Genomic DNA, 21,424 nt, shown 5'->3' on the forward strand with positions numbered 1-21,424 from the left:
CCCTTGCGGGGGCTTTTTTGTTGCCGTGTTCCTGCTCCTTTAATCTCTTTGCAATGCCATGGACTCGTGATTGATAACAGCTTTCTGCCGCTTCCTCTCTGGGAGCAAGCTTTTTACAAAGGGAGGCGTTTGGATGCAGAAGTCTCCATTCATGCAGCGAGCTTGCGTGGTGACCTAGATGTCGTTAATGCGGTAGAGGCTTGTCGTTTGCTTCAGCGAAGTCATGGCGTGAAAGTGACAGGATCTCCTGGTACTACGTTTGAGCGTTCTCAAGAGAACATAGGAAAAATATCTGATCCACGAGAGGCTTTAAGGCAGTTGCTTGCTTATTCAGAGTTGCCTGACGCACTGATGTTGTGGATCATTCATTATCGTTTGCCGCAGTTGCTTGAACCGCAAGAGAAAATATCCTTACTTCAACGTTTGGCCATTCTTCTGTATTTAAAGTTTCCTGAAAGGAAGGACCTTAGTTATCACTGTCTGACTAGCGAGCCCACTGGAGCATTGCTAAAGGGTGCCCCTCAACGTATGCTCAGGCCTGGCGATTGGTATACGCAGGCATACCCCTACCTGCCTATGTTGCAGGTTGCTTGGTCTCAGGGGCGTTTTGAGCAGATGTGGCTTTCAGTAGCAGCAGCTCAAAATGATGGGCGTTATTTCCCTATCAGTGACCATCACATCCGAGCGTTATCTGTTATTGGGGAGGCATCACGTTGCCTTGATCTGTTCCGCAGGCTCTATGAGGCATCACCTGTTGAATTCACTATTGGCTCGATAAGCAATCTGCTCTTCTTGTCGCTGGGTTCTGAGGAGTTGCCCCATGAATTTCTGGATCAGTTGCATAGGCACTTTGATCAATTGGCCCAAAAAATGTTCGGTCCTATTGAATCTGAGCAAATACCTATAACTAAGTCAATTACGCAGAGAGTCACCATTAGTGAACGTCCACTTTTGGTTGTTGTTTCTTCTGACTTGCGGAACCATCCTGTTGGCCGCTTCTGGTTGCCAATTGCTCGCATGCTTAAGTCTCACTTTCAGGTGATCAGTGTTGTTGGTCATCCTCGTGATTATGACCATATCCGTGACGAGCTTCGCGAGCTTTCAGACGAATGGTGGCCATTGGAGGCGAGTGAGGTGCCCCAGATGGCCTTAAGGATTTCCCAGCAACAACCAGATTTGCTTCTCGATCTTGGTGGTCATACAGCTGATAATCATCCCGCATTTCTTTCCCAGCGCTTGGCGACGTTGCAGGTCACTTATTTAGGTTTTTTTGGCCCCACCTATGCACGTTGTTGCGATTGGTGGATAGTTGATCAGGCGCTTATGCAATGGATTAGCTCTTCCTATCCAGGAGCTGAACCACTTTGGGCCTTGCCAGGCTCAAGCCTTTGTTATCTTCCGCAGCTTCATGATCTGCCGGCGATTGAATCGATCCGCCACAGCGAGTCGCAGCATCGTGTGTTTGGCAGTTTTAATCACACACGCAAACTGACGTCTTCAACGTTGCGGCGTTACGGTGCAATCTTGCATGACATCCCGGATGCGGTCTTGCAGTTCCGTAGTCATTCCTTTCACGATCCTGCTGTGCGTCGTCGTTTTTTGATTCGTTTGCAGGATGCGGGTGTTGCTCCACATCAACTGCAGCCCCTTCCTTATGCGAGATCCGCCAGTGAGGCTATGGCTGATTACGGCCGTATTCATCTTCATCTTGATAGTCATCCTGTCAGTGGCACCACCACAACTTTGGATGCATTGGCGATGGGTATTCCGGTTCTGACCTGTCCGACCCCTTACTACGCCGGTGCTATATCGGCAGCGTTGCTTCAACACGTCGGTTTGGGTGATCACATTTGTCTAGATCCTGCTGATTTATCCAGCCAAGCTCGATGGCTTACCGATCGCTATAAGAGTGCTGCATCAAGAAGGCAACTTGCTAAAAAGGTTCGATCCTCTGCCGTTTGTGATAAGGATGTGGTCCCGCGGATGTTTATTGAGCAGCTGCAGTTGATGCTGCATCAGAAGCGAGCTGCCTGTTCCGTAAGTAGCCTTTCCAGTTGATTAATGCAGTGAGATTGCAGAAATGTTGGCTTCAGGTGCTGTTTCCCAGCCTTACCCCATTGTTTTAGCTGCTCCCGTTGGTTGAGCAACTCCACGATGGCCATGGCAAGGCTTAAGGGATGATCGCCGCGCCATAAGGCGCCATTGACTCCAGGTTGGATCAGCTCCTCCATCATTGGGTTGGCCTTAGCCAGAACAGGAGTGCCACAGGCCATAACTTCCAGCAGACTCCAGCTCAGGACGAACGCATTGGACAGGTAGACGTGCAGGTTGCTACGGCGATATATCTTGACAAGTTGATCATGCGGCATGCGGCCGAATAGATGCACTCGATGAGGATCGAATTGACCCTTCAGTTCATTGAGCATTACCTGCCGCCAGTTTTTTTCATCATCAGGGGCACTGGAATAACTTACCTCATCTCCTCCTACCACCAAAACATGAACCTGAGAGTGATGCCGCAGTAAAGTTGGCAAGGCCCGCATGAAAGTAGGGAATCCGCGCATGGGCTCTAGATTGCGACTGATGAAAGTCACCACAGGCACCTCAGATTCAAGTGTGATTCCATTCCCTAGCGTGAGTTGTTGAAGTCGAGGAACATCGAGTAGTGATTCGGGTACACCTTCGTGGATGACGCGGATCTTGTTACGCCATTTGGCGGGGAAACTTTCTGCTTGATAACGGGTTGGTAGGACTGCCATCGTTGCATCGGCCATGGCTCCGTCCAATAACCAATTTTTGGTTCGTAAGTAGTGCATTTGCTGTACTGAGAGTTGTTGTTCCTCGTCCAATCCAAGATGGTTGGCTCGTAGCCAAAGCTCAGGCCAGATGAGCATTGGACTGCCCGGGAAGACTTGGCGTAGCATCATCGCTTCGCCCCAGCCTGGATGAGCCAGGATGACATCCGGCGCCCAGCCTCGCTTCTTCAAGATCAGGGCTAGTTCAGCCACCTTCTCAGATCGTCGGATCCAGTCATCTACCTCCTTCGTTTGGGTGTGGACACCTGTTAGTTGATGATCACCATGCTCGTAGCGCAGAACTTCGATGCGGCTATCGCATTGGCGTTGGCTACAGCCGATAGCTTTAAGCTCATGCTCCTTGTCGCAAAGGGCAGGCGATATATCTCTGAATTGGCCAGGGAAGTTCTGGTGTACAAGTAAAAGCCGCATTATTTGGCTAGTGGTCCTTGACAATCCCATTGCAACTGGGGGTAGACCCTCTGCCACCAGCTCAGATCCTTCTCAGATAAACCTTGCTCCATCCAGATAAGAACCCGTTGCTTGTTGTAAGGCCGGAATAGCTTCACAATTCCACCCCAGGGGCTAAGTGTTTGCAGTGGAACTATTTCTATCCCTTGCTCTTTCCAGCTTCGCGAATCTTGAGATGACATGGCTCCAAGCCAAATAGGCAGTTGCTGGCTCGGCTTAGGTGCATCTATAGCCATTGCACTGGCTGATGAGCAGGTGAGGGGCCAGGCTGGTTGCTGTAGATGGCTGTCTGGATTTTTCCAGCCTTGTGTGTTGAGCCATCGATGCCACCATGTGCGGAAACTGGTAGACAGTTCTTTTGCAAGACCTTTGTGGTCCAGGAGCGCGCTATTGGCTACCTGTTGACGTTGTTGTAGACGTCTATGGAGTAGAGCTGTGCGATCCTTGCATAGCTCGAAAGCTCGCGCACCCATTGCTGCAGCGTCTTTACAGATCAAGTCTGCGCATCCCACGCCGGCAAGTACTGCTGCTGCTTGTCGGCTGACCATCGATTGTCCTGCCACGGTTAGGACAGGAACTCCCATCCAAAGTGCATCGGCAGTTGTCGTACATCCTGTGTAGGGGTATGTGTCTAAAGCAACGTCCACGTCGTGATATGTGGCCAGATGATCCTCGAGGCTGGTGCAATGTCCACGCAATTCAAGTCGATCTGGTGCTAGGCCTAGTGCTGAGAAAAGTTGGCGAACTCGGGCCTGCTCCACTTCTTCGCCAAGGTTCTTGCTTTTTAGCAATAGGCATGAATTTGGTACCGCATCAAGAACTGTTAACCAGTTCTTGGCAGTCTGTTCTGTGATTTTACGAGTTTGATTGAAGCTACCAAAGGTGATTCTGTTTTGCTTTAGGCAGGGTGGTGGGGAGACAGGTGGTGCCGTTTTAATTGGTCTATAGCTCACATAACAACGTTTGAGGCGCCATCGAGTTTCAGAGCAAGGATCATTGTCATCGTTCTCGGAGGGATGAAGGACATCGTCGGTGATCCAATAATCAACCTCCTTAAGTCCGGTGGTGCCGTAGTAGCCCAGGTAAGTGGCTTGGATTGGTGCAGGCTTGGCGGCTAGTACCGTGAGCCGATTCCCGGCGGTGTGTCCAGCTAAATCAATCAGGATGTCAATTTCATCACGTTGGATTTGGGTGATGCACGCCTCATCTTTTTGTCCGCGAAAATCGCGCCATTGATCGGCTTTATCTTTGAGTCTGGCTGAGTAGTCATCCTGTTGCTCTCCGCAGGAATAAAGTGTGATTTCTATCTCTTTCCGATCCCAATGTTCGAGTAGCGGCTCCACGAAGTAGCTGACCGCATGTCGACAGAAATCAGGAGAGATCAATCCAACCTTGAGCACTCGCTCGGGTGCAGGGTCGGGAATGACATCGCGCCAGCGTTCAAAAGCGCTTCGTCCAAATCGTTTCGCAAAATGCCTGGCTTCGGCGAAGCGCTTATCAGCAGGCTCGAGTTCATAGCCCACCAGGGTGAATAGCACATTGGAATGGGCGGCCGGATTGTCTAATTCGGCTGCTCCCTTGCGTAGCCAAATCAAAGCCTCTTGATAACGAGCAACGTCTTTGAGCACCGAGCCCAGATTGTTCATGGCCGCCCCAAAGTTTGGATCATGTTTCAATGCTTCCTCGAAGCAGCCCCTCGCTCTATGGCTTCGACCAATGTCCCGAAGTAGAAGACCGTATGTATTGAGGCAGATTGGATAGGCAGGATCTCGTTTTAGTGACTGTTCGAACAGATTGATTGCTTTGTCGTACTGCCCTTGGCCTTTGGCTATAACGCCTTCGGCATACATGAGATTTGCACTAGTGGGGAATAGTGGCTCAAGACTTTCGCAGATTTTGCTGGCTTCATCAAATTGCTTTTGGCCGCAGAGTACTTGCGCAATATTCAGACCAATGAATAGGCGTTTCTCACCTTCAGCCCCATGGGTGCCTTGATGCCAATATTTAAGAGCGAGGTCTTTTTGGCCAAGAGCGTGATGGGCGTTGCCCAGCTCGAGCAGTAGCTCTGCAAGGCTATTACTCCCGTTTATTGGGTTGCTGCTTGCATCTACAACAGGAGTAAGCAGCTCGACAACTTGCTGGTATTCACCTTTGCGTCCAAGAGTGATAGCAAGGCCTTGCAGTAGTCCGTGAGATTCTTGATTTCGCTGTAGTCCGCTACGGAAGGCATCAGCAGATTCCTCCAGTAGTCCTAGATCTCGTAGTACATTCCCATAGTTTCCCCAAAGCGATCCGTCTTTGCTGTCAAGCTGCAGAGCTCTTTCAGTGCATTGTCTGGCCTGCGCAAGTTGCCCTTGTTGACGTAGGAGTGCTCCTAAGTTTCGCCAAGCACTCGCATGACTTGGATCTGAATTTATAGTGCCTTTATATGCTTCAATAGCTTTGCCAATATCTCCATTTTGGTGAGCTATACAAGCTGTTTTGAAAACGGATTCAGCTTGGTTGACTTGATAAACAGACTTTGTGACTGCTGTAGATTTGATTCCAGTTGAGCCTTTTAGGCTAGAAGTGCCCTTCTTGCGTGCAGTGCCCTTCTTGCGTGCAGTGCCCTTCTTGCTCACAGAGCGGATTCGCGATTCAGTAAGTTTGACATGCGCTTCGATAGATACTTGACTGTAATTAGGCAGCTTCGCCAGTGACTGCATCCAGCACTGAAATTCAGGCTCTTGGATCGGTAGCTCTGGACCACTATCATTGCGGTCGCTTGGAGCAGGCTCTAGAGGACTCCAGGTTGGTTGTAAAGAAATTGGGTGTTGGGACCCCATCCTCTGTGCTCAAGGCAGAGATGCATCATTTGGAGGCTGCTTGTCTGCATTCGCTCGAACGCGGACAAGAAGCTGAGATTGCGATTCGCGCTGCTGTTGCAGAGGATCCAGTCAATGCAACATATTTGAATACCTATGGCGTTATTCTGCGAAAAATTGGTCGTATTGAGGAGGCTATCCGTTCTTATCAAGTGGTGATTCGCTTGCAACCAGAGTTTGCAGATGTCTATTACAACTGCGGCAATGCATTGTCTGAACTGGATCGTCTAGATGATGCGATAAATCACTTCCAGAGATGTTTGGCTAACAATCCTAAACATGCTTCTGCCCATCATAATCTCGCAAATTGTTTACGTGATCAGAAGCGTCTTGACGAGGCTCTGGCCCACTATTGTTGCTCGGATGAATTAGAGCATCACAACCCTGATATGCATTGCAATTGGGGTTTGACGTGGCAGTTGAAAGAACGTTGGGACAAGGCTATCGATGCGTTTGAGATGGCGATTAGTCAGAAGAGCGAGCATGCCCCTTCTCATATCAATTTGGGTGGTGCTCTTTCTGTTCAGGAGCGTTTTGAAGAGGCTTGTCAAGCCTTGCGGCGCGGGGTGGCTCTTGATGAGAGCTGCAATGATGCCAAGTTCAATCTTGGACTGACTTTGCTCACAATTGGTGAATTCGAAGAAGGATGGCACTTTTATGACACACGATTAAGTTTGCCCGATAAGGTCAAAACTCCACTTCCTCATAAGATGTGGGACGGTGATATAGACAAATTACGTGGTGAGACATTATTAGTTTGGGCTGAACAAGGTTATGGAGATAATATTCAGTTTGCGCGGTATATACCGATTTTGATCGAGGCAGGTGTTCAGGTCACCCTGTCCACCCGCAAGCCCTTAATTCCGCTTTTGCGTGAGTGCTTGGTGCCGCATACTCCAGCCATTATTGAGCACATACCCAAGGAGTTGCAAGGATTTCGTCATCATGTTGCTCTATTGAGTTTGCCTAGGCTTTGTGGAACCAGTCGCGACACTGTTCCGATGATGCCTGGCTATTTGCGAGAACCCAGTCAAATTCCTCAGCGGCTGTGTGTGCATCGCAAGCCCTTCGCTATTCATATTGGCCTTGTTTGGGCTTCAGGAGTTGATAACAAAGATATGTATGCGGATAAATCGATGGCGCTAGAACCGCTTATGCAACTTTTTGAAAATTGGCGGCAGCAGCGACTTGTGGTAGTTCATTCGCTTCAGATTGGTTCAGATGCTGATCAGCTCGTCCCATGGTTAGGGGAGCGGGGAGTGGTCGACCATGCCGGTGATCTTAACGATTTCCTTGATACGGCTTGTGTGATTAGTCAGTTGGATCTTATCTTGAGTGTTGATACTGCGGTCGCTCACCTTGCAGGAGCTCTTGATAAACCAGTTTGGCTGATGCTTCAGCACAATGCCGATTTCCGCTGGATGCGGGGCAGATCGGACACTCCTTGGTACCGCTCTATGGTTTTAATTCGGCAACGGCGACTGGGCGAATGGAGCGGTGTTCTCGAACAAGTTCGGGAACGACTTGTCAGGCTTCTTGGCGAGCAGAAAGAAACAGTTAATATCAATAAATGACCATTGTCCTATGAGTATTGAATCGCTTGACAAGCAGGGGCAATTAGCAATTCAATCGCAATTCTCTTGGCAGGGTCCCATCCCCGCCATTCCTCCAGACCTTGATGACCTTGGTCGCTGGCGTTGGCCTCAAATTGACACTCCTTCTTGCCAATTGATGGAGCGTACGGGGAGGCTACGCGTGTTACTCACAGCTTGGTTAGAGGATCTGATTGCTGCACTAGTACCGCTCAGTCAAGAGCGTTTTGATGAGCTTGGCGATGAGCAAAGCTGTCGCCAAGAGCGCCTTAAGTTATTCCGTAATGCGGCTTTCAGCTTGCATGTCGAAGAACACTTCAGTCGCACAAAGCGTCAACGTGACCGAATTATTTTTTCTGTGTTGCGCTGCAGTAGCGAGTCACGCATTGAAGAGCTTGCCCTAGCGATTCGTGAGGGAGAGTTGGATTTTGCAGCCGCAGCGATTCGTTTTTCTGAGGGGCCTGAAAGTGCACAGGGAGGTCGTATCGGCCCTATTCACCCAAGTACTGGCCATCCTGAGGTGAATAGTCGTCTAGAACAGGCCAATGAGGGTGATCTGATCGGGCCCTTCCCTATTGAGAATACCCACATTTTGTTGCGTCTTGATAGCCGTATTACTACCCGTTTTAATGAACAGATGAGGGACCAATTGATGGATGAGCTTTACCAAGAGTGGCTAGCTCGCCAGCTGACCGCTCTTGAGTCGGATGAGAGTATTGAACCACCTGAGTACCTTCCCTCCTTATGACTGCATCCATTTCCTCAAGGATGCGGCTATTGCTTGGGTCTGCTCCGCTAGATCGGGTTGATCCAGCGTTGCTCGCCTCCAGTGAAGATCAAGTTCAAGCCTGGCAGTTGGACGTAGGCGCGCAGCTTGCTGCTGAAAATGTCCCTTTTACATATGTATGCCTTGTCGTCGAGGGGACCCTTCGCGTCAGCGGCCGGGATGCCATGGGGCAGTCGTTTACTATCCGCCGAGTTCACACTGGTGAATGGTGGGGACTCTGGAGTGGCTTGCAGGGAGTGGCTGCGGCTACCTGTAGGACCACCGGTCCAACAAAGCTTTTGGCAGTTCCGTTGTTGGTTTGGCAGCGTTGGTGGCAGGAGGTGCCATCCTTGTCGGTTTGGGTGGAGTCTCATCCCCAACGGGAGGATGTTTATGCGGCTCTGCGTCCTTTACTTGTGGAGCGTCCTCGTCAGGATCGAACCATTCTCGATGAGCTGGATCATCTCCAGTCTTCATTGACCACGGCGCAGTTGCTGAGCTCCTCCGATCTAGATGGCTTCCCCTTCGATGACGGTACTAGCTGGTTGTTGCCCTGCCACGGTCAATTATTAGCAGACATATCTTTGCAGGGACAAAAAGGCCTCTCTAGAGAGTCTTTGCTTCAGGCATTGGAGCGATCGACCCATGGCCTTCGCTTGATCGGTTGCCCTGGGGCTGCATTGGAGGAGCTCATGGTTTCCTCAGTGCTTCCTATGCCATCGGAGACAAATGGCTCGCCTGCTACAGAGGCAGAGGTTGTCGAAGCCTTGCCCGAATGGCAGAACCCTGATGGTGAAGCCCTGCTGAAGGCAGCATTGCAAGAGGAGAATCCTCGCCCTCGAAAGGATCGGGAGGGTTTGATGGTGAAAACCATTTTTGGCAGCAGCGGAGTCGAGCAGGGAACTGCGCTAATGCAGATGATCTGTGAATCTCTCAGCGTGCCTTTCCGTCGCGATGTTGTTGATCGAATGTTGAAGGGCATGGTGGGAGAAAAGCCTTCTCCTACGCTTGAGTGCCTTGGCCAGATCGCTGACAGCCTTGGACTTTCTGCTGTTTTGATGGATTTGCCGGTTGCTCATCTTTGCCGGCTGTCATTGCCGTCCTTACTTGAACTCCCTGATGAGGATGCTCTTGTTCTAGTAACAGGTGAACGACTTGGACAGTTGAGGGTCATTGATCCGCGTGAGGGTGAGCGCTATCTGGACTTGGCGAGCCTTGAAAAAGAACATCCCACTGTTCGTGCTGTTGCTATCAGCCGTCGCCCTAATACATCGACACGTCGCTTTGACGTTACCTACTTTTTCCCTTATTTGCAGAGATATCGGAAGTCTTTGGTACTGGTATTTGTGGCATCATTTTTTATGCAAATCTTCGGATTGGCTCAACCCCTGTTAATCCAGCAGATTATTGATAAGGTCATCGGCCAGCAGAACTTCAATACCCTTTACTTTCTTGGCGTGCTACTTATTGGCAGTAGCATTATCTCAAGTATCCTAAGTTTGATTCGCACTTTTCTTTTTACGGATACGACGAATAGGATCGATATAGCGACAACCGGAAATATTTTCACTCATTTATTTAAGCTGCCATTGGAATTTTTTGATAAGCGACCGATTGGTGAAATTTCAACACGTATTGGAGAGTTAGGCAGCATTCGTGGATTCCTGACTGGCACAGCCTTGACTTTGATCCTTGATGTGATTTTTGGAGTGATTTATCTTTTCGTGTTGATTAGCTATAGCGGCCTTTTGACAGCTGTTTCTCTAAGTGTGGTGCCTCTTTATTTGGCAATGGTTTATTTGGTGGCTCCGATCATTAAGCGGCAACTGCGCATTGCTGCCGAATCGGCTGCTGCTGCTCAAAGTTTGATGATTGAATCCCTTACTGGAATTCAGACGGTCAAGGCCCAGCATGCTGAGACGAACCTTCGCTGGCGTTGGCAACAACGTCATGCACGTACGATTTCTGCCGGCTTTCGAACTTCATTGATTGGAGCAACCTCAGGTGCCATTGGTGGCTTTTTCCAACAGGTAGGAGGTTTAGCGGTTCTCTGGGTAGGAGCTTATTTGGTTCTTAAGGGCGAATTGACTATTGGTCAGCTCATTGCCTTCCGCATCATTAGTGGCAATGTTGTTGATCCAATAATCCGTCTAGCGGGGACTTGGCAAACTATTCAGGGCCTTCAGATTTCCATTGAACGTCTTTCCGATGTCGTTGATGCACCGACTGAGCAACCTGTTGATGAGAGTCCCATCGCTCTGCCGCCGATTAGTGGCAAGGTGGAATTTGAGGATGTGAGCTTTAGCTTTAATCCCCATTTGCCTCCAGTGGTGAAGTCGATAAGTTTTTGCATTGATGCCGGCAAATTTATCGGCATTGTTGGCCAGAGCGGCAGTGGTAAAAGCACGATAATGAAGCTCCTGCCACGTCTCTACCGTCTTGAGAAAGGTGTCATCCGCATTGATGATTACGACATCTCCAAAGTTGACATTGATTCTTTGCGTCAACAGATCGGAATCGTTCCCCAAGACTCCATGCTGTTCGATGGCTCTGTCCGTGACAATATTTCTCTGAATGCACCGGATGCTTCCGATGAAGAGGTGATTCATGCAGCCCGTATCAGCTGTGCCCATGGATTTATTATGGATTTGCCTCAGGGATATGGCTCTCGCGTCGGCGAACGAGGTGCATCCTTATCTGGTGGTCAGCGTCAGCGTTTGGCTATTGCACGCTCAATTCTTAGTCGCCCCCGGATGCTGATTCTTGATGAGGCTACGAGTGCTCTAGATTATCTTACTGAGCGAACCTTATGTGAGAATTTGCGTAGGGAATTGGTAGGGGACACTGTGTTCTTTATTACCCATAGACTGGCAACGATTCGTTCAGCTGATTCGATTATGTTGCTGGAGAATGGATTGCTTCAAGAGGTGGGAACTCATCAGGAATTATTGGCTCGCAAGGGTCTTTATTACGCCCTTTATCGACAACAGGATGCCTCAACTACCTGACTCTGATTCTTCTACTGAACCAGCTTTGACATCTAAAAAAAATAGCCCATTAGACCATCAGCTCTCTGTGGGGGAGGGCATTGACAAGTCAAAACGTGGTGAATTACTTGCACGTATTTGGCCAATCAAGCGTGATCGACGTAAGGCTGTTTTTTACGATAGCCCCGGGTTGCTAGAGCAGGCGGAACATTGGGGTGCACTTGTGATCTGGACGATTGCTGCTGGAACAACAGCAGCAGTGATTTGGGGCTTTTTAGGTAAGGTGGATCAGACTGTAATGGCGATAGGAACACTGGAACCGGTGATTGGCAAGGTTGCCGTGAACACTCCTACTGGAGGGATTGTGAGGCGCCTTTTCGTTAAGGAAGGTGAGGAGGTCTCCTTGGGGGACCCTCTGATGGTGGTGCAAAATGAAGGTAATGAGGCCCAGTTGGCGGCCACTCGTAAACAGTTAGCTATTTATCGCTATGAGAATCAGTTGTACAACTTGCTCCTTGATCAACAAGGCAATTATGCGAGTACTGATCTTCCAGATCCTCCTGCGTTGATTGCTGATGAGGATAAAACCAGATCTTTGCAGCTCAGTGTTCAGGAGACAGCATCACGATTGCGGCAGCTGAGGGAAAGGCTTGCATCGGAAAATCGTACTATTCAGCTCAAGAAGGAGATGTTGGACTCGATTAAAATGCTTTACGAAAGTGGTGGTTATACAAGGTTTAGTTACCTTGCTGCTGCTGATGAGTTACAGCAGCTCCAATCTCGTGCTATTCAATCAAAGGAAGAGATAAATGCTGCAACTGCAAGAGCAGGCCGTCAGATTATTTCTAACAACCGCCAGATTCTCAATCTAGAGGCAACCCTTGTAGCGCTTAAAGAGCAGCGCCGTAATCTCACCTTGAAAGCGGTGCAATCAGGGACAGTGTTTAACCTCATGGTTGCTAAAGGTAGTGTGATTGGTAATGGAGCTGAGGTGATGCGAATTATCCCTGACGGTGGTTTAAAAGCCAAGGTTTTTCTCTCTAATAGTGACCTCGGATTTGTTAGGGAAGGTATGCCTGTAAAAATTGCTGTTTCCTCTTTTCCCCCAGGTGAATATGGTTACTTAAAGGCAAGTGTTTTGAGAATTGGTGCTGACTCTCTTCGGGAAAATGAGAGCTCAGGTAGGCCAAATACTTTTCCCATGATTGTTGAGCTAGAGCCTAATGAAGATAAGAAATTTATGATGAGTCGTCTTGCTCCAGGAATGCAAGTCTCTACGAATGTCATTGTTCGTCAGCGTCCAGTGATCACTCTGCTGACGGATGTATTCACCAAAGGCACTGAAGATCTTCAGAATAGTCGTTGAGATGCTTGCAGACTCCCATTGCTTAGTTAGGTAAGAGTACTATTTGGGCATAATACTTTCTTGTGTCAAGGGAATAATTCTGAGATTTGTTCATATTTTTTGACAAAGTATCGTCGCCCAGCAACTTTTTTATTGGCTCTTTGTTAGGGAAAGTCCTCAGCCTTATGAATTCAGACCTTTAACTGCTGCTTGCTTTGGTTATCCGTTTTACTTTTGCAAGTCCAGTGGCTTGGTGGCATTCAATGATCAGCTTCTAAGGTGGCTAGGGAGCAGTTCGAGCGACTTACTTCTTAATCCTCCAGATTGATATTAGTCGCCACTTTGAGATCTACTATCGCAGTAGGGCCATGTTTTTCGTGGTCTGAAGTTGCATGATATTGCGTTGTATAAGGATGATAATCTATACTATAGTTTCTTTTTCTTCATGATCTCCAAGCCGTGCGCTATGTCAGTTGATGATTACTCGTCTCTTTGCCCTGTATTCATTACGCAGTGAGCTTGGTATGCGGCTAATTGGATTGAAGTATTACGTGGATAAGTTTTACTTTCAAGTTGTAAGTCTAGATTGCTAATGAACTTCTATCTCGCTATATTGATATGGTGTTTCCTAACACATAATTTTGTGATCTGAGGCTGGAAAAATCATCACTGATGCCTAGCCTCATTGCATGCTAAATAATTTTCACAGATATAGCAATTCAACTTATCTAATCAACTCTTGGCTGGTATCACGGCAAGGGGATGGACCGATCTCTTGGCCCTGACGAAGCGAGAGCTTGATACATTCCTTGATTGAATAAGGATGTAGAGGATGGAGTGATTTCGTTTTTGAGTGGCAATTCAGCCAAGAGGTCTTCATGAACTCCACAATCAATCTCATGTACAGCATCGCTCACCCAGTAGGCATAGTTTCGCCGGTTCATCAGCATGGGCAAAAGACCAATGCAGCGTTCAATCGAATGGGCTAGGTATCCATCACCTCCAGTTGGTTCCGGACTAAAGTCTTCTTTTCTTAGCTCTAGATTGAAAAGAGGCTGTAGAACATCGACTCGGGCCCAGAAAAAAGAACCTGCTGGGAAAAACAATAAAGTGTCTCTGCTAATTTCATATCCCATCGCTTTCATCAATGCATAGACCTGTGGGAAGTTGCTCCCCCAGTTCACGTTATGAGCCACAAAGTGATGCGGCCAGGGGATGATGAGACCGGTATTTTTTTGTTTAAGTATTTGTTTAAATAAGATGCAGGGCTTCTTTTCTGGGAAGGTGGTTTGAAGCAGCGACTGGCGCCATTTGTTGCCAAAGACTCCATCAGCATGTGGTGTTTTTTTTGTGTGGCAATGAATTAATAGCTCACAACTTTCAATTTCCTTTCTCCAGTTGATCAACATGGGGGCAAGATCACGCCCTCGATTCGGGCATACTTTAATGCGATATTGCGATTCCTTGCGAGCCTGCAGCATGGCTTCGATAATTCTGGCTTTAGTGGTTGTATCGGTATTGATCAAAAGCCAGCGATTGGGAATGTTTTCCCATGCATCGATAAATGTAGGTAGGAGATCTAGGTAATACACATGGCAATGGATTGCTATGAGTTGATCTGGAATAGGTGCCTCTAAATATTCGCAAGAAGCGTTGTCTGCATTGCTTCGGGAAGGGCCTATTTCCCAGTGAGGCCTTATGCTGCCAGCCAGTTGATCGAAGCAAATGGGTAGGAATTGTGACGTTAAACTTAGCATTGTAAGCTATTTATGGGGGTTGAGAGTAGTGATGGCGCTAGCTTATTGCTCTAAGTTTTGTGCATCGCAGTCTTCAGGAAATGATGTGTTAATCTGATTTTTCAGGCTCAAAAGTAAAAAAATGTTTGTTGCTGGCTGCCATCGCTCGGGTACGTCTTACGTCTCGAGCTTGTTGACAGCCATTATGAATTGGCGTCGACCCTCAGACTTAGATAGAACTGTTGACAATCCTCGTGGTTACTTCGAGTCCACTTTACTGCGTCCATTTAATGATGAGCTGCTTGAACTGGCTGGATATGCCTGGGATCGACCACCATTGTTGCCTGTCTGGTGGACTCAGGGGAAATATCTGCATTGTGTTATTCAGCGGAAGCAGGATTTTGAAGCCTATGCACTTGAGTTTGGCTGGGTAGATAAGGATCCTCGCCTTTCAATTACGTTTCCACTCTTTCAGCATTTGTTGCTTAAGCGGGTTCCCTGTCTAGTGCCAATGCGCAACCCCATTGATGTTGCTCAGTCTTTGCATTGGCGTGATGGCTTTTCTATGGAGAAGGGCTTATTGATGTGGTTGCTTTACAACCGTGGCTGTTCCCTTTTCTTTGATTCGTCTCTCGATGCTTTGATTTCTTATGAGACTCTTATGGAAGGGCAAGCTGATCAGATTGACCGCTTGATCTGTTTTGTGGCCCCCTCGTTAAGCCTGCAGCAGCCTGATGTTGATGTGCGCCGGCATGTTCTCGCCAAGCATGCTGAGTGTACTCGACCGAATCTTCGCCGTAATCAGTTGGGTAACTTTGCAGAAGTAAGTGTTCCTTCACAAGGTTCTAGTCAAGGAGAGCTCGCCTCTTTTTGCAGGCATCTATATGGCCAACTGAAGTCCGGTGGTTTTTCTTCGGATCTTTTCTGCGAGCTGTTTCACGAAGTGCCTTCTTTCTTGATAGATCAATACGATCAGATTTTTTCTGAAGGTGAACCGTCTCTTGAATTTCGTCGCAATTTTGCGATTCAATCTTTTCGTAATCCAGTTAAGCCTTTATCGGCTGACTGTCAAACTGGACAGTTCGAGAGGGATCAGACCATAATCTCAACCTTTGCTGATTTGCTTGATACGCTCCATGGTCTCCAGCAAAAGGTGAATGCCATGGAAGAATCTGCAATGCCTGATGATTCAGTATCATTGCTGAAAGAGGAGTTGCGCCTTAGTAATGAACGACTTGAGCAAATGCAGCAGGCTTTCTTTTGGCGTCTTACAGCACCATTGCGCCGTGGCACCGATGCTTTCAAGCTAATAAAACGAAAGCTCTTTCAGCTCATGATGGTTAAAGTCATCAAAGGTAGATAGACGCCTTCTTCTTGAGATAACCTCGAGACCATTAAGTATGGTGATTCAAGATTGTGCAGCTTACCTGCTTCGGTTGTTAATCAGAGCAAGTCGCTTTCTTTGCTTACATGTGGGCAGGAAGATTATGATTTATTAGTGCAACTGAAGCGATTGCTCGAAGTCTTCTCTCAAGGGATCGCTGATCAGCCCTTATCAGGAGGCAGCAGTATGATTAGTTTTGTAAATACAATTTATTGAGCCAGTTTGCTCCGTGAAAGTGTGATAGGCATCCCTGTAGTTTAACTTCTTTTACGGCGCCAGACCAGCTTTTGCGTTGCAATTGCTAGCCAAGCATTGTAATTTTTGTGGTTCATTGTTGGCTACATATTTCTGGCGATCTCTTGAGGAATTTTCCTTCAAGTACTTATCTGGTTCTGATCTCCAGTGACGCGATTGGTCATGAATCTTCGCTCAGTCTTTGGCCTCTCCATTTGATATTTTGTGCTATTTTAATATATTCAAAGCTATCATTTTAGTGACGATCACTTTTGCTCGAATAAGACTGATCTCTGTTACTGCTCTTCTGAAAGTCTCTCCCATTTCGGGGATGTCGTTGGCTTTTCTTTAGAGGTGTTGTTGATTTACTTTGTGAAGGCTTGATTGCTAGGTTGCTTGATTTGGTTCTTTCTCTCGTGATGGTGTCGCCATTGAAATTTACAATGTTTCCTATAGCTTGGACATATTGCGTTCACTTGCTTGGTTCGACCATTATCACGCTGAGTCCTATCGGTTGATGTTGCAGGAGAACTTTGAGAACAATGATTCCGACCAGGAAATATTCAATCATCTCAAGAGTTTTCTCGATTAAGCATGAGCTTGTGTCGCCGTCATCCCCAAATGAGAACTGAAGCTGATGCGCCTTTTGTGCAGTTTTTGCGGGAGTGGCCGCCTGGTTTCGGTGGGGTAGAGCGCGTTGCTCACGGCATTTCGGCGGAACTGTTGGCGCCTGTGGTCAGCCTGCGTCGCTCAGCCGCTGTGAATAGGGACCCACTCCCTGTTGAATATAGCCGTAAGTGTTTGCCATCACTGGCTTTTGGGCGTGTGTATGTCCCCTTCCCTTCTTGGCAGCTTTGTCGCCTGATGTGGCGGCGGCAATCATTACTTGCTCACCTCCCTTGCCCAACAGTTTTGCTGCTGGCAATGCTGGCCCGGCTGCTGCATCCACAGCGACGCATCACGATTTATTGGCATGCTTTTCTTCGTCCGCGCTCAGGCTTGGTGGGTCGCCTTGAATTGCTTTATCTGTATTTGGCACTTCAAAGCCTGCGTTCTAGTCGGGTGATTACCACCTCGCCGGTTTTGAACAAAGCCTTGATAGCTCGTGGAGTAGCCGCGGAGCGCATCAAGGTACTTCCCTGCGCTTTACCTGCACTGGTGGAGGAGCAGTTGTTGTTGCTGCGGAGAGAGCGTCGAGCTCAGCTGCTTAGCGGCACAATCATCTTCATCGGCCGTCTTGAAAGTTATAAGCGTGTCGATTGGTTATTGGAGTCTTTCGCATTTACTGAATCTGCTCAGAGATTGCTGGTTCTGGGCGATGGACCAGATCGTTCACGTCTAGAAGATTTCGCTGCTTTGCATCGCCGCTCTAACCAGCAGGTGCTATTTCAGGGCCGGGTGAGTGAGAGAAGGAAACTTCAGTTGCTGGCAAAGGCTGATGTGATGGTGCTGCCTTCTGATCGTTGTAATGAGGCCTTTGGCATTGTTCAGTTGGAGGCCATGGCCAGTGGCATACCTTCTTTGGCTTATGACCTACCCGAATCGGGAATGCACTGGGTGAGTGCTTTGCCGGAACTGCCATGGAGTGGTTCTCCTGTTGATCTGTCTGGGGTCTTGCAGAAGGTGCTTGCTAACCCAGGACTGCATGCTCGGCTTTGTCAGCAGGCTATTAATCGTTATGACCACGAATTCGCCCACGCGGTTTGGCGACAGAAGTTGCTCCAATTAGATCTTCTCTCTGACTGAAGCAAGTTAATCATCGAGCTGCTTGCGTAACGACTAAGTGGCTAGTCGCTCTTGCAGGTTTGGCGGGCCCAAGGGATTCGCAAACAGCTTGACCCTGATCAGAAGTTTGCGCAGGTATTAGGGGCCTCTTTGCTGGATGAGTTGCGCGCTTGTTCGCATGGTGAATCAGGGCCGTCTATACGTGTGGAGGGCCTTTTGCTTTTGAGGCCGCATGGCGACATCGTGGTGGCATGTTAGCAGGTTTGTAATAGTTGGCTCTTAACTGTATTGCTCCAAGAATTAGTTCCAGAAAGTTCCCTTTTGTCGTGATAGCTATCTAATGCTGACTGAAGCTTTTAAGGTTGCTGAAGTGTGCTGTCCATCCACTTTCTCAATCCGATTCACGGCCGCAGAAATTGCTGGCAAGAGCCACTCACTTGAACAACTTAATAATCAATAAGGAGAGTGTTCGAAGAGTCACCACGCACCATATTTGCATGGATTTAGTTAAAGCTAGGTCTCAAGGACTCGTAATTGGTGTTTTCCTCACCATGTATTCGATCTCTTGGTGGTATTGATTTTATGCCGGATAGTGTAGATCGGTCTTTCGGTGGTTGATTCATTGGCTTCAGTAGAAATTGTTTTGGAGATGCTCTCAAGGGGTTTAAGTGAGCTTGGCGGCAATACTGCGATGCGCTTCGCCCTGCAGTGCGCCCTCAGAATGGCTTGTTAGTTGGAGCTGTTGATGCATCCCTTCAGCGAGGAAATGCTTCCGGCGACTTTGACTTGGCGAGGTCATCAGCAATTGGATCGCTTGCAAGCTGATTTGTTCGACCTTTGTTTGCTTTCTTTGGCCTGTCAGATGTGCAGATGAATTCGCCATTTCTATTCAATCTGCTTCTCTATAGACCTGCACCAACAGGCCTTAGTCGCTATGTGGAGCGCATGCTTATGGCTTGGCCAACGGCGACTGGTCAGTCACTTCCAAAGCAAATACGACTGAGAGTTGATGGTCAGGCTGAATTGGCCGTTGATGCGCTGTTGCCACAGGAGCAGCAATCTCGACGCATGCGTTGGCTACAGGCAAATTCACTCGTGCAGCACGCTGTACCGACGCGGAAGTTGGTAGCAGAAGCCGATCCGGCTGTGATTTATTCCCCTTACACCGATCGGCTGTTGGGAGTCCGTAATAGACCTCAGGTGATTACCTGCCATGACGTCACTCCTCTTTATTACCCAAGTAGTCGTCGGGCTTATTGGCGTAGCCGTCTTTGGTTGCCAAGGCATTTGCAGGGTGCCACAAGGGTGATCGCCATTAGTCGTCATGTGGCTGATCTCTTGTTGGAAGAGGGCCTGCCGGCAAAGCGTGTCACCGTCATCCCGAATGGTGTGGAGCTTTGTTCTGATCCCATTCGTGAACCTGCTAGTCAAGACGTGCTGCTGATAGCACGTCATGCTCGAAATAAAAACATCTCTTTGGCTTTAAGAGGTTTTGCCAAGTTGCTTGCTTTAGAGCCAGATTGGCTGGGCAATCTTGTTGTTGTGGGCGGACGTGGTCGTGAGAGTTCGAAGCTGCTTCGCTTGGAACGACGTTTAGAGCTAACTGGTCGGGTGGAATGGTTGTCCTATGTATCGGAAGATGCTTTGGGGCGGAAATTGCGCTCGAGCTTCTGTTTGCTCTCCACCAGCCTGATGGAGGGTTTTGATTATCCTCTGCTCGAGGCCCAGGCCAGCGGCTTGCCAACCTTGGCGAGCCGGATTCCTGTACATACCGAACTCCACGATGGCGTTTCGTTGATATTCGACCTAGATGATGGTGGGGTTAGCCTTGCAGGTGAGCTCCAGCAACTCGCTTGCGACAACAGCCTTTGGCAGCATCTCTCACTAGCGGGCCTGACCCACGCCAAGCAATTCAGCCTGAAGCGCCAGACAGCCAGCATTGCGGAGCTTCTGACGGACATGAACGCCCAGTGGTGTTGACTCTTCGGAATGTGCGGCTTGATATCCCGGTTTGTACAACAGAGACCCGAACTCTCAAGGCGACATTGATTCGTTCTGTCACTGGTGGCAAACTCAGTCGCAGTCGGGGGGGGGCCGTGATTACGGCTTTGCAGGATGTGAGCTGTACAGTGCGCGAGGGGGAGAGGGTGGCATTGATCGGCCACAACGGTGCTGGTAAATCAACGTTTCTACGGCTGATCTCAGGGATCTATCAGCACACCGCCGGTTTTTTGGAGGCACGTGTTCGGGTGTTCCCGATGATCAACAAGAGCTTCATTACTAGCCCTGAGTTGAGTGGCATGCAGGCGATCAAGGCTCACTATCTGTGGGTGAAGGGCAACCTGGGCGGCTTCCAAGCTTTCACAGAGGATGTGGTTGATTTTTCCGGCTTAGGAGACTTTATTCACTTGCCTGTCAAGACTTACAGCCAGGGGATGGTTGCTCGCTTGTTGTTCGCTGTGCTGACAGCCTGTACTCATGAATGTTTGGCCTTGGACGAGGGTTTTGGTGCGGGCGACACTTGTTTTTATGAGCGGGCTCAGCTGCGCATGCACAGCTTTCTGAGTACCACCGGGACTCTCTTTTTGGCTTCTCATTCAAACGAGTTGCTGCGACGTTTTTGTCAGCGTGGTTTGGTTTTTAAGGAGGGACGAATCGTTTTTGATGGTCCTCTTGAAGAGGCTCTTACTCAATATCAAAAAAGCGCGTGACGGTTAGCTCTGGTTTTCGGCCGCGATCCGTGCGCCATACTCTGCGTGAGGCTTGGAGGTTGCGTAGGGTCTGGTGGTTTACGGCGACTGCTCGCACTCGAGCACGCTTTGTGCGCACGCTGCTCGGTAGCTTTTGGCTCGGCCTCTCCAATCTCTTTTCGATTGGGGCTTTAGCACTTGTTTACGGCACCGTGTTTAAGGTTCCGGATTTCAGTTCCTATGTGGTGTATTTAGGCGTCGGTTTGGTGGTTTGGAATAGCCTTGCTGGTGCTATTGGTACAGCACCTAATCTTTTTGAGCATAATCATAGTCATCTGCATAATAGCAACCTTAACCCTGTCTTTTATACCCTTGAGGAGTGGGCATTTCAGTTGCAGACTTTTGTGCAGTCGTTTGTATTGGTAATACTTGCCTTGAGTATTTTTCAACATAATCTTTTGGCCAATCTTTTTTTGGTTGGCTGGTTGCCATTGCTTAATTTGTTTTTATTCCTCTACTGGTTGCCAGTATTGGTTTGCTTGCTTGGTACACGCTATCGCGATCTTTATCAATTGGTTCCAATTGTTTTGCAGTTGTGTTTTTTGCTTTCGCCAATTCTGTATAGGAAAGAAACTCTCCGACACATGGCTTGGACGGCTAATCTCAATCCGCTTTATCGGATTCTCAGCTCCATTCGACACACGTTGATGTCGGGTGAATTGCAATGGTCAGATGGTCTGTTCTTGTTGCTAGTCAACCTGGTAGGCATCTGGCTTGCATTGCGCTTGCTCAATCATGAGCGGCCAAACTTACCTTTTTTGGTCTAAAATAGGGT

At 48.5% G+C, this 21,424-nt stretch carries 15 protein-coding genes; 11 read left to right on the forward strand and 4 right to left on the reverse strand.

The annotated features are described in order from the left end of the window. The first annotated feature begins 66 nt into the window (after positions 1-66). On the forward strand, positions 67-2,058 hold the full coding sequence (locus SIB79_RS12475) for a hypothetical protein (protein WP_413681112.1): 1,992 nt from the start codon (positions 67-69) through the stop codon (positions 2,056-2,058). On the opposite strand, the gene SIB79_RS12480 is transcribed toward SIB79_RS12475, so the two are convergent. Both SIB79_RS12480 and SIB79_RS12485 read right to left on the reverse strand, forming a co-directional pair. Next, positions 2,016-3,227, reverse strand: a complete 1,212-nt coding sequence (locus SIB79_RS12480; protein ID WP_063402821.1) for a glycosyltransferase — start codon at positions 3,225-3,227, stop codon at positions 2,016-2,018. The genes SIB79_RS12475 and SIB79_RS12480 overlap by 43 nt on opposite strands. Continuing rightward, positions 3,227-5,887, reverse strand: coding sequence for a tetratricopeptide repeat protein (locus SIB79_RS12485; protein ID WP_196757554.1), 2,661 nt, complete (start codon positions 5,885-5,887; stop codon positions 3,227-3,229). Before SIB79_RS12485 ends, SIB79_RS12480 begins: the two co-directional genes overlap by 1 nt. Before the next feature lie 74 nt (positions 5,888-5,961). Here SIB79_RS12485 and SIB79_RS12490 point away from each other — a divergent pair, with 74 nt between their 5' ends. Genes SIB79_RS12490 through SIB79_RS12505 form a run of 4 tightly spaced genes read left to right on the forward strand, consistent with a single transcriptional unit; the run spans position 5,962 to position 12,841 of the window. Beyond that, positions 5,962-7,704 (forward strand): tetratricopeptide repeat protein, encoded by a 1,743-nt coding sequence (locus tag SIB79_RS12490; RefSeq protein ID WP_196757553.1) that lies wholly within the window; start codon positions 5,962-5,964, stop codon positions 7,702-7,704. Positions 7,705-7,714: 10 nt separating this feature from the next. Further along, a complete protein-coding gene (locus SIB79_RS12495; RefSeq protein WP_063402818.1) occupies positions 7,715-8,470 on the forward strand; it encodes a peptidylprolyl isomerase in 756 nt (251 codons plus the stop codon). Then, positions 8,467-11,496 carry an ABC transporter transmembrane domain-containing protein gene (locus SIB79_RS12500; RefSeq protein ID WP_063402817.1) on the forward strand — a complete coding sequence of 1,010 codons (3,030 nt, stop codon included), beginning with the start codon at positions 8,467-8,469 and terminating at the stop codon, positions 11,494-11,496. Before SIB79_RS12495 ends, SIB79_RS12500 begins: the two co-directional genes overlap by 4 nt. Continuing rightward, positions 11,480-12,841, forward strand: coding sequence for an HlyD family efflux transporter periplasmic adaptor subunit (locus SIB79_RS12505; protein ID WP_063402816.1), 1,362 nt, complete (start codon positions 11,480-11,482; stop codon positions 12,839-12,841). Before SIB79_RS12500 ends, SIB79_RS12505 begins: the two co-directional genes overlap by 17 nt. Before the next feature lie 728 nt (positions 12,842-13,569). Here the strand turns inward: SIB79_RS12505 and SIB79_RS12510 are convergent. Continuing rightward, positions 13,570-14,577, reverse strand: coding sequence for a rhamnan synthesis F family protein (locus tag SIB79_RS12510; RefSeq protein ID WP_074161298.1), 1,008 nt, complete (start codon positions 14,575-14,577; stop codon positions 13,570-13,572). 169 nt (positions 14,578-14,746) lie between these two features. On the opposite strand from SIB79_RS12510, the gene SIB79_RS12515 reads away from it, so the two are divergent. From SIB79_RS12515 to SIB79_RS12525, 3 genes are all read left to right on the forward strand, one after another. After that, positions 14,747-15,919, forward strand: coding sequence for a hypothetical protein (locus tag SIB79_RS12515; RefSeq protein ID WP_155724530.1), 1,173 nt, complete (start codon positions 14,747-14,749; stop codon positions 15,917-15,919). An 849-nt stretch (positions 15,920-16,768) separates the two neighbouring features. After that, the gene (locus SIB79_RS12520) at positions 16,769-17,920 is read left to right on the forward strand and encodes a glycosyltransferase family 4 protein (protein ID WP_236072456.1); all 1,152 of its coding nucleotides are present in this window, start codon (positions 16,769-16,771) and stop codon (positions 17,918-17,920) included. 51 nt (positions 17,921-17,971) lie between these two features. Then, positions 17,972-18,157 (forward strand): hypothetical protein, encoded by a 186-nt coding sequence (locus SIB79_RS12525; protein ID WP_063402813.1) that lies wholly within the window; start codon positions 17,972-17,974, stop codon positions 18,155-18,157. 406 nt (positions 18,158-18,563) lie between these two features. Here SIB79_RS12525 and SIB79_RS12530 read toward each other — a convergent pair whose 3' ends face one another. Next, positions 18,564-18,698, reverse strand: coding sequence for a hypothetical protein (locus SIB79_RS12530; protein WP_268873528.1), 135 nt, complete (start codon positions 18,696-18,698; stop codon positions 18,564-18,566). A gap of 71 nt (positions 18,699-18,769) precedes the next feature. Here SIB79_RS12530 and SIB79_RS12535 point away from each other — a divergent pair, with 71 nt between their 5' ends. The 3 genes from SIB79_RS12535 to SIB79_RS12545 are packed head-to-tail and all read left to right on the forward strand — an operon-like array spanning position 18,770 to position 21,416. Continuing rightward, positions 18,770-19,879, forward strand: coding sequence for a glycosyltransferase family 4 protein (locus SIB79_RS12535; RefSeq protein WP_063402812.1), 1,110 nt, complete (start codon positions 18,770-18,772; stop codon positions 19,877-19,879). Further along, positions 19,870-20,610, forward strand: coding sequence for an ABC transporter ATP-binding protein (locus SIB79_RS12540; protein WP_063402811.1), 741 nt, complete (start codon positions 19,870-19,872; stop codon positions 20,608-20,610). The genes SIB79_RS12535 and SIB79_RS12540 overlap by 10 nt, the downstream gene beginning before the upstream one ends. Next, positions 20,607-21,416: an ABC transporter permease gene (locus SIB79_RS12545; protein WP_236072452.1), complete on the forward strand. Its 810-nt coding sequence runs from the start codon at positions 20,607-20,609 to the stop codon at positions 21,414-21,416. The genes SIB79_RS12540 and SIB79_RS12545 overlap by 4 nt, the downstream gene beginning before the upstream one ends. Positions 21,417-21,424 lie beyond the last annotated feature (8 nt).

Origin of the sequence: Prochlorococcus sp. MIT 1342, from assembly GCF_047304495.1 — a bacterium.
GTDB lineage: Bacteria > Cyanobacteriota > Cyanobacteriia > PCC-6307 > Cyanobiaceae > Prochlorococcus > Prochlorococcus marinus_D.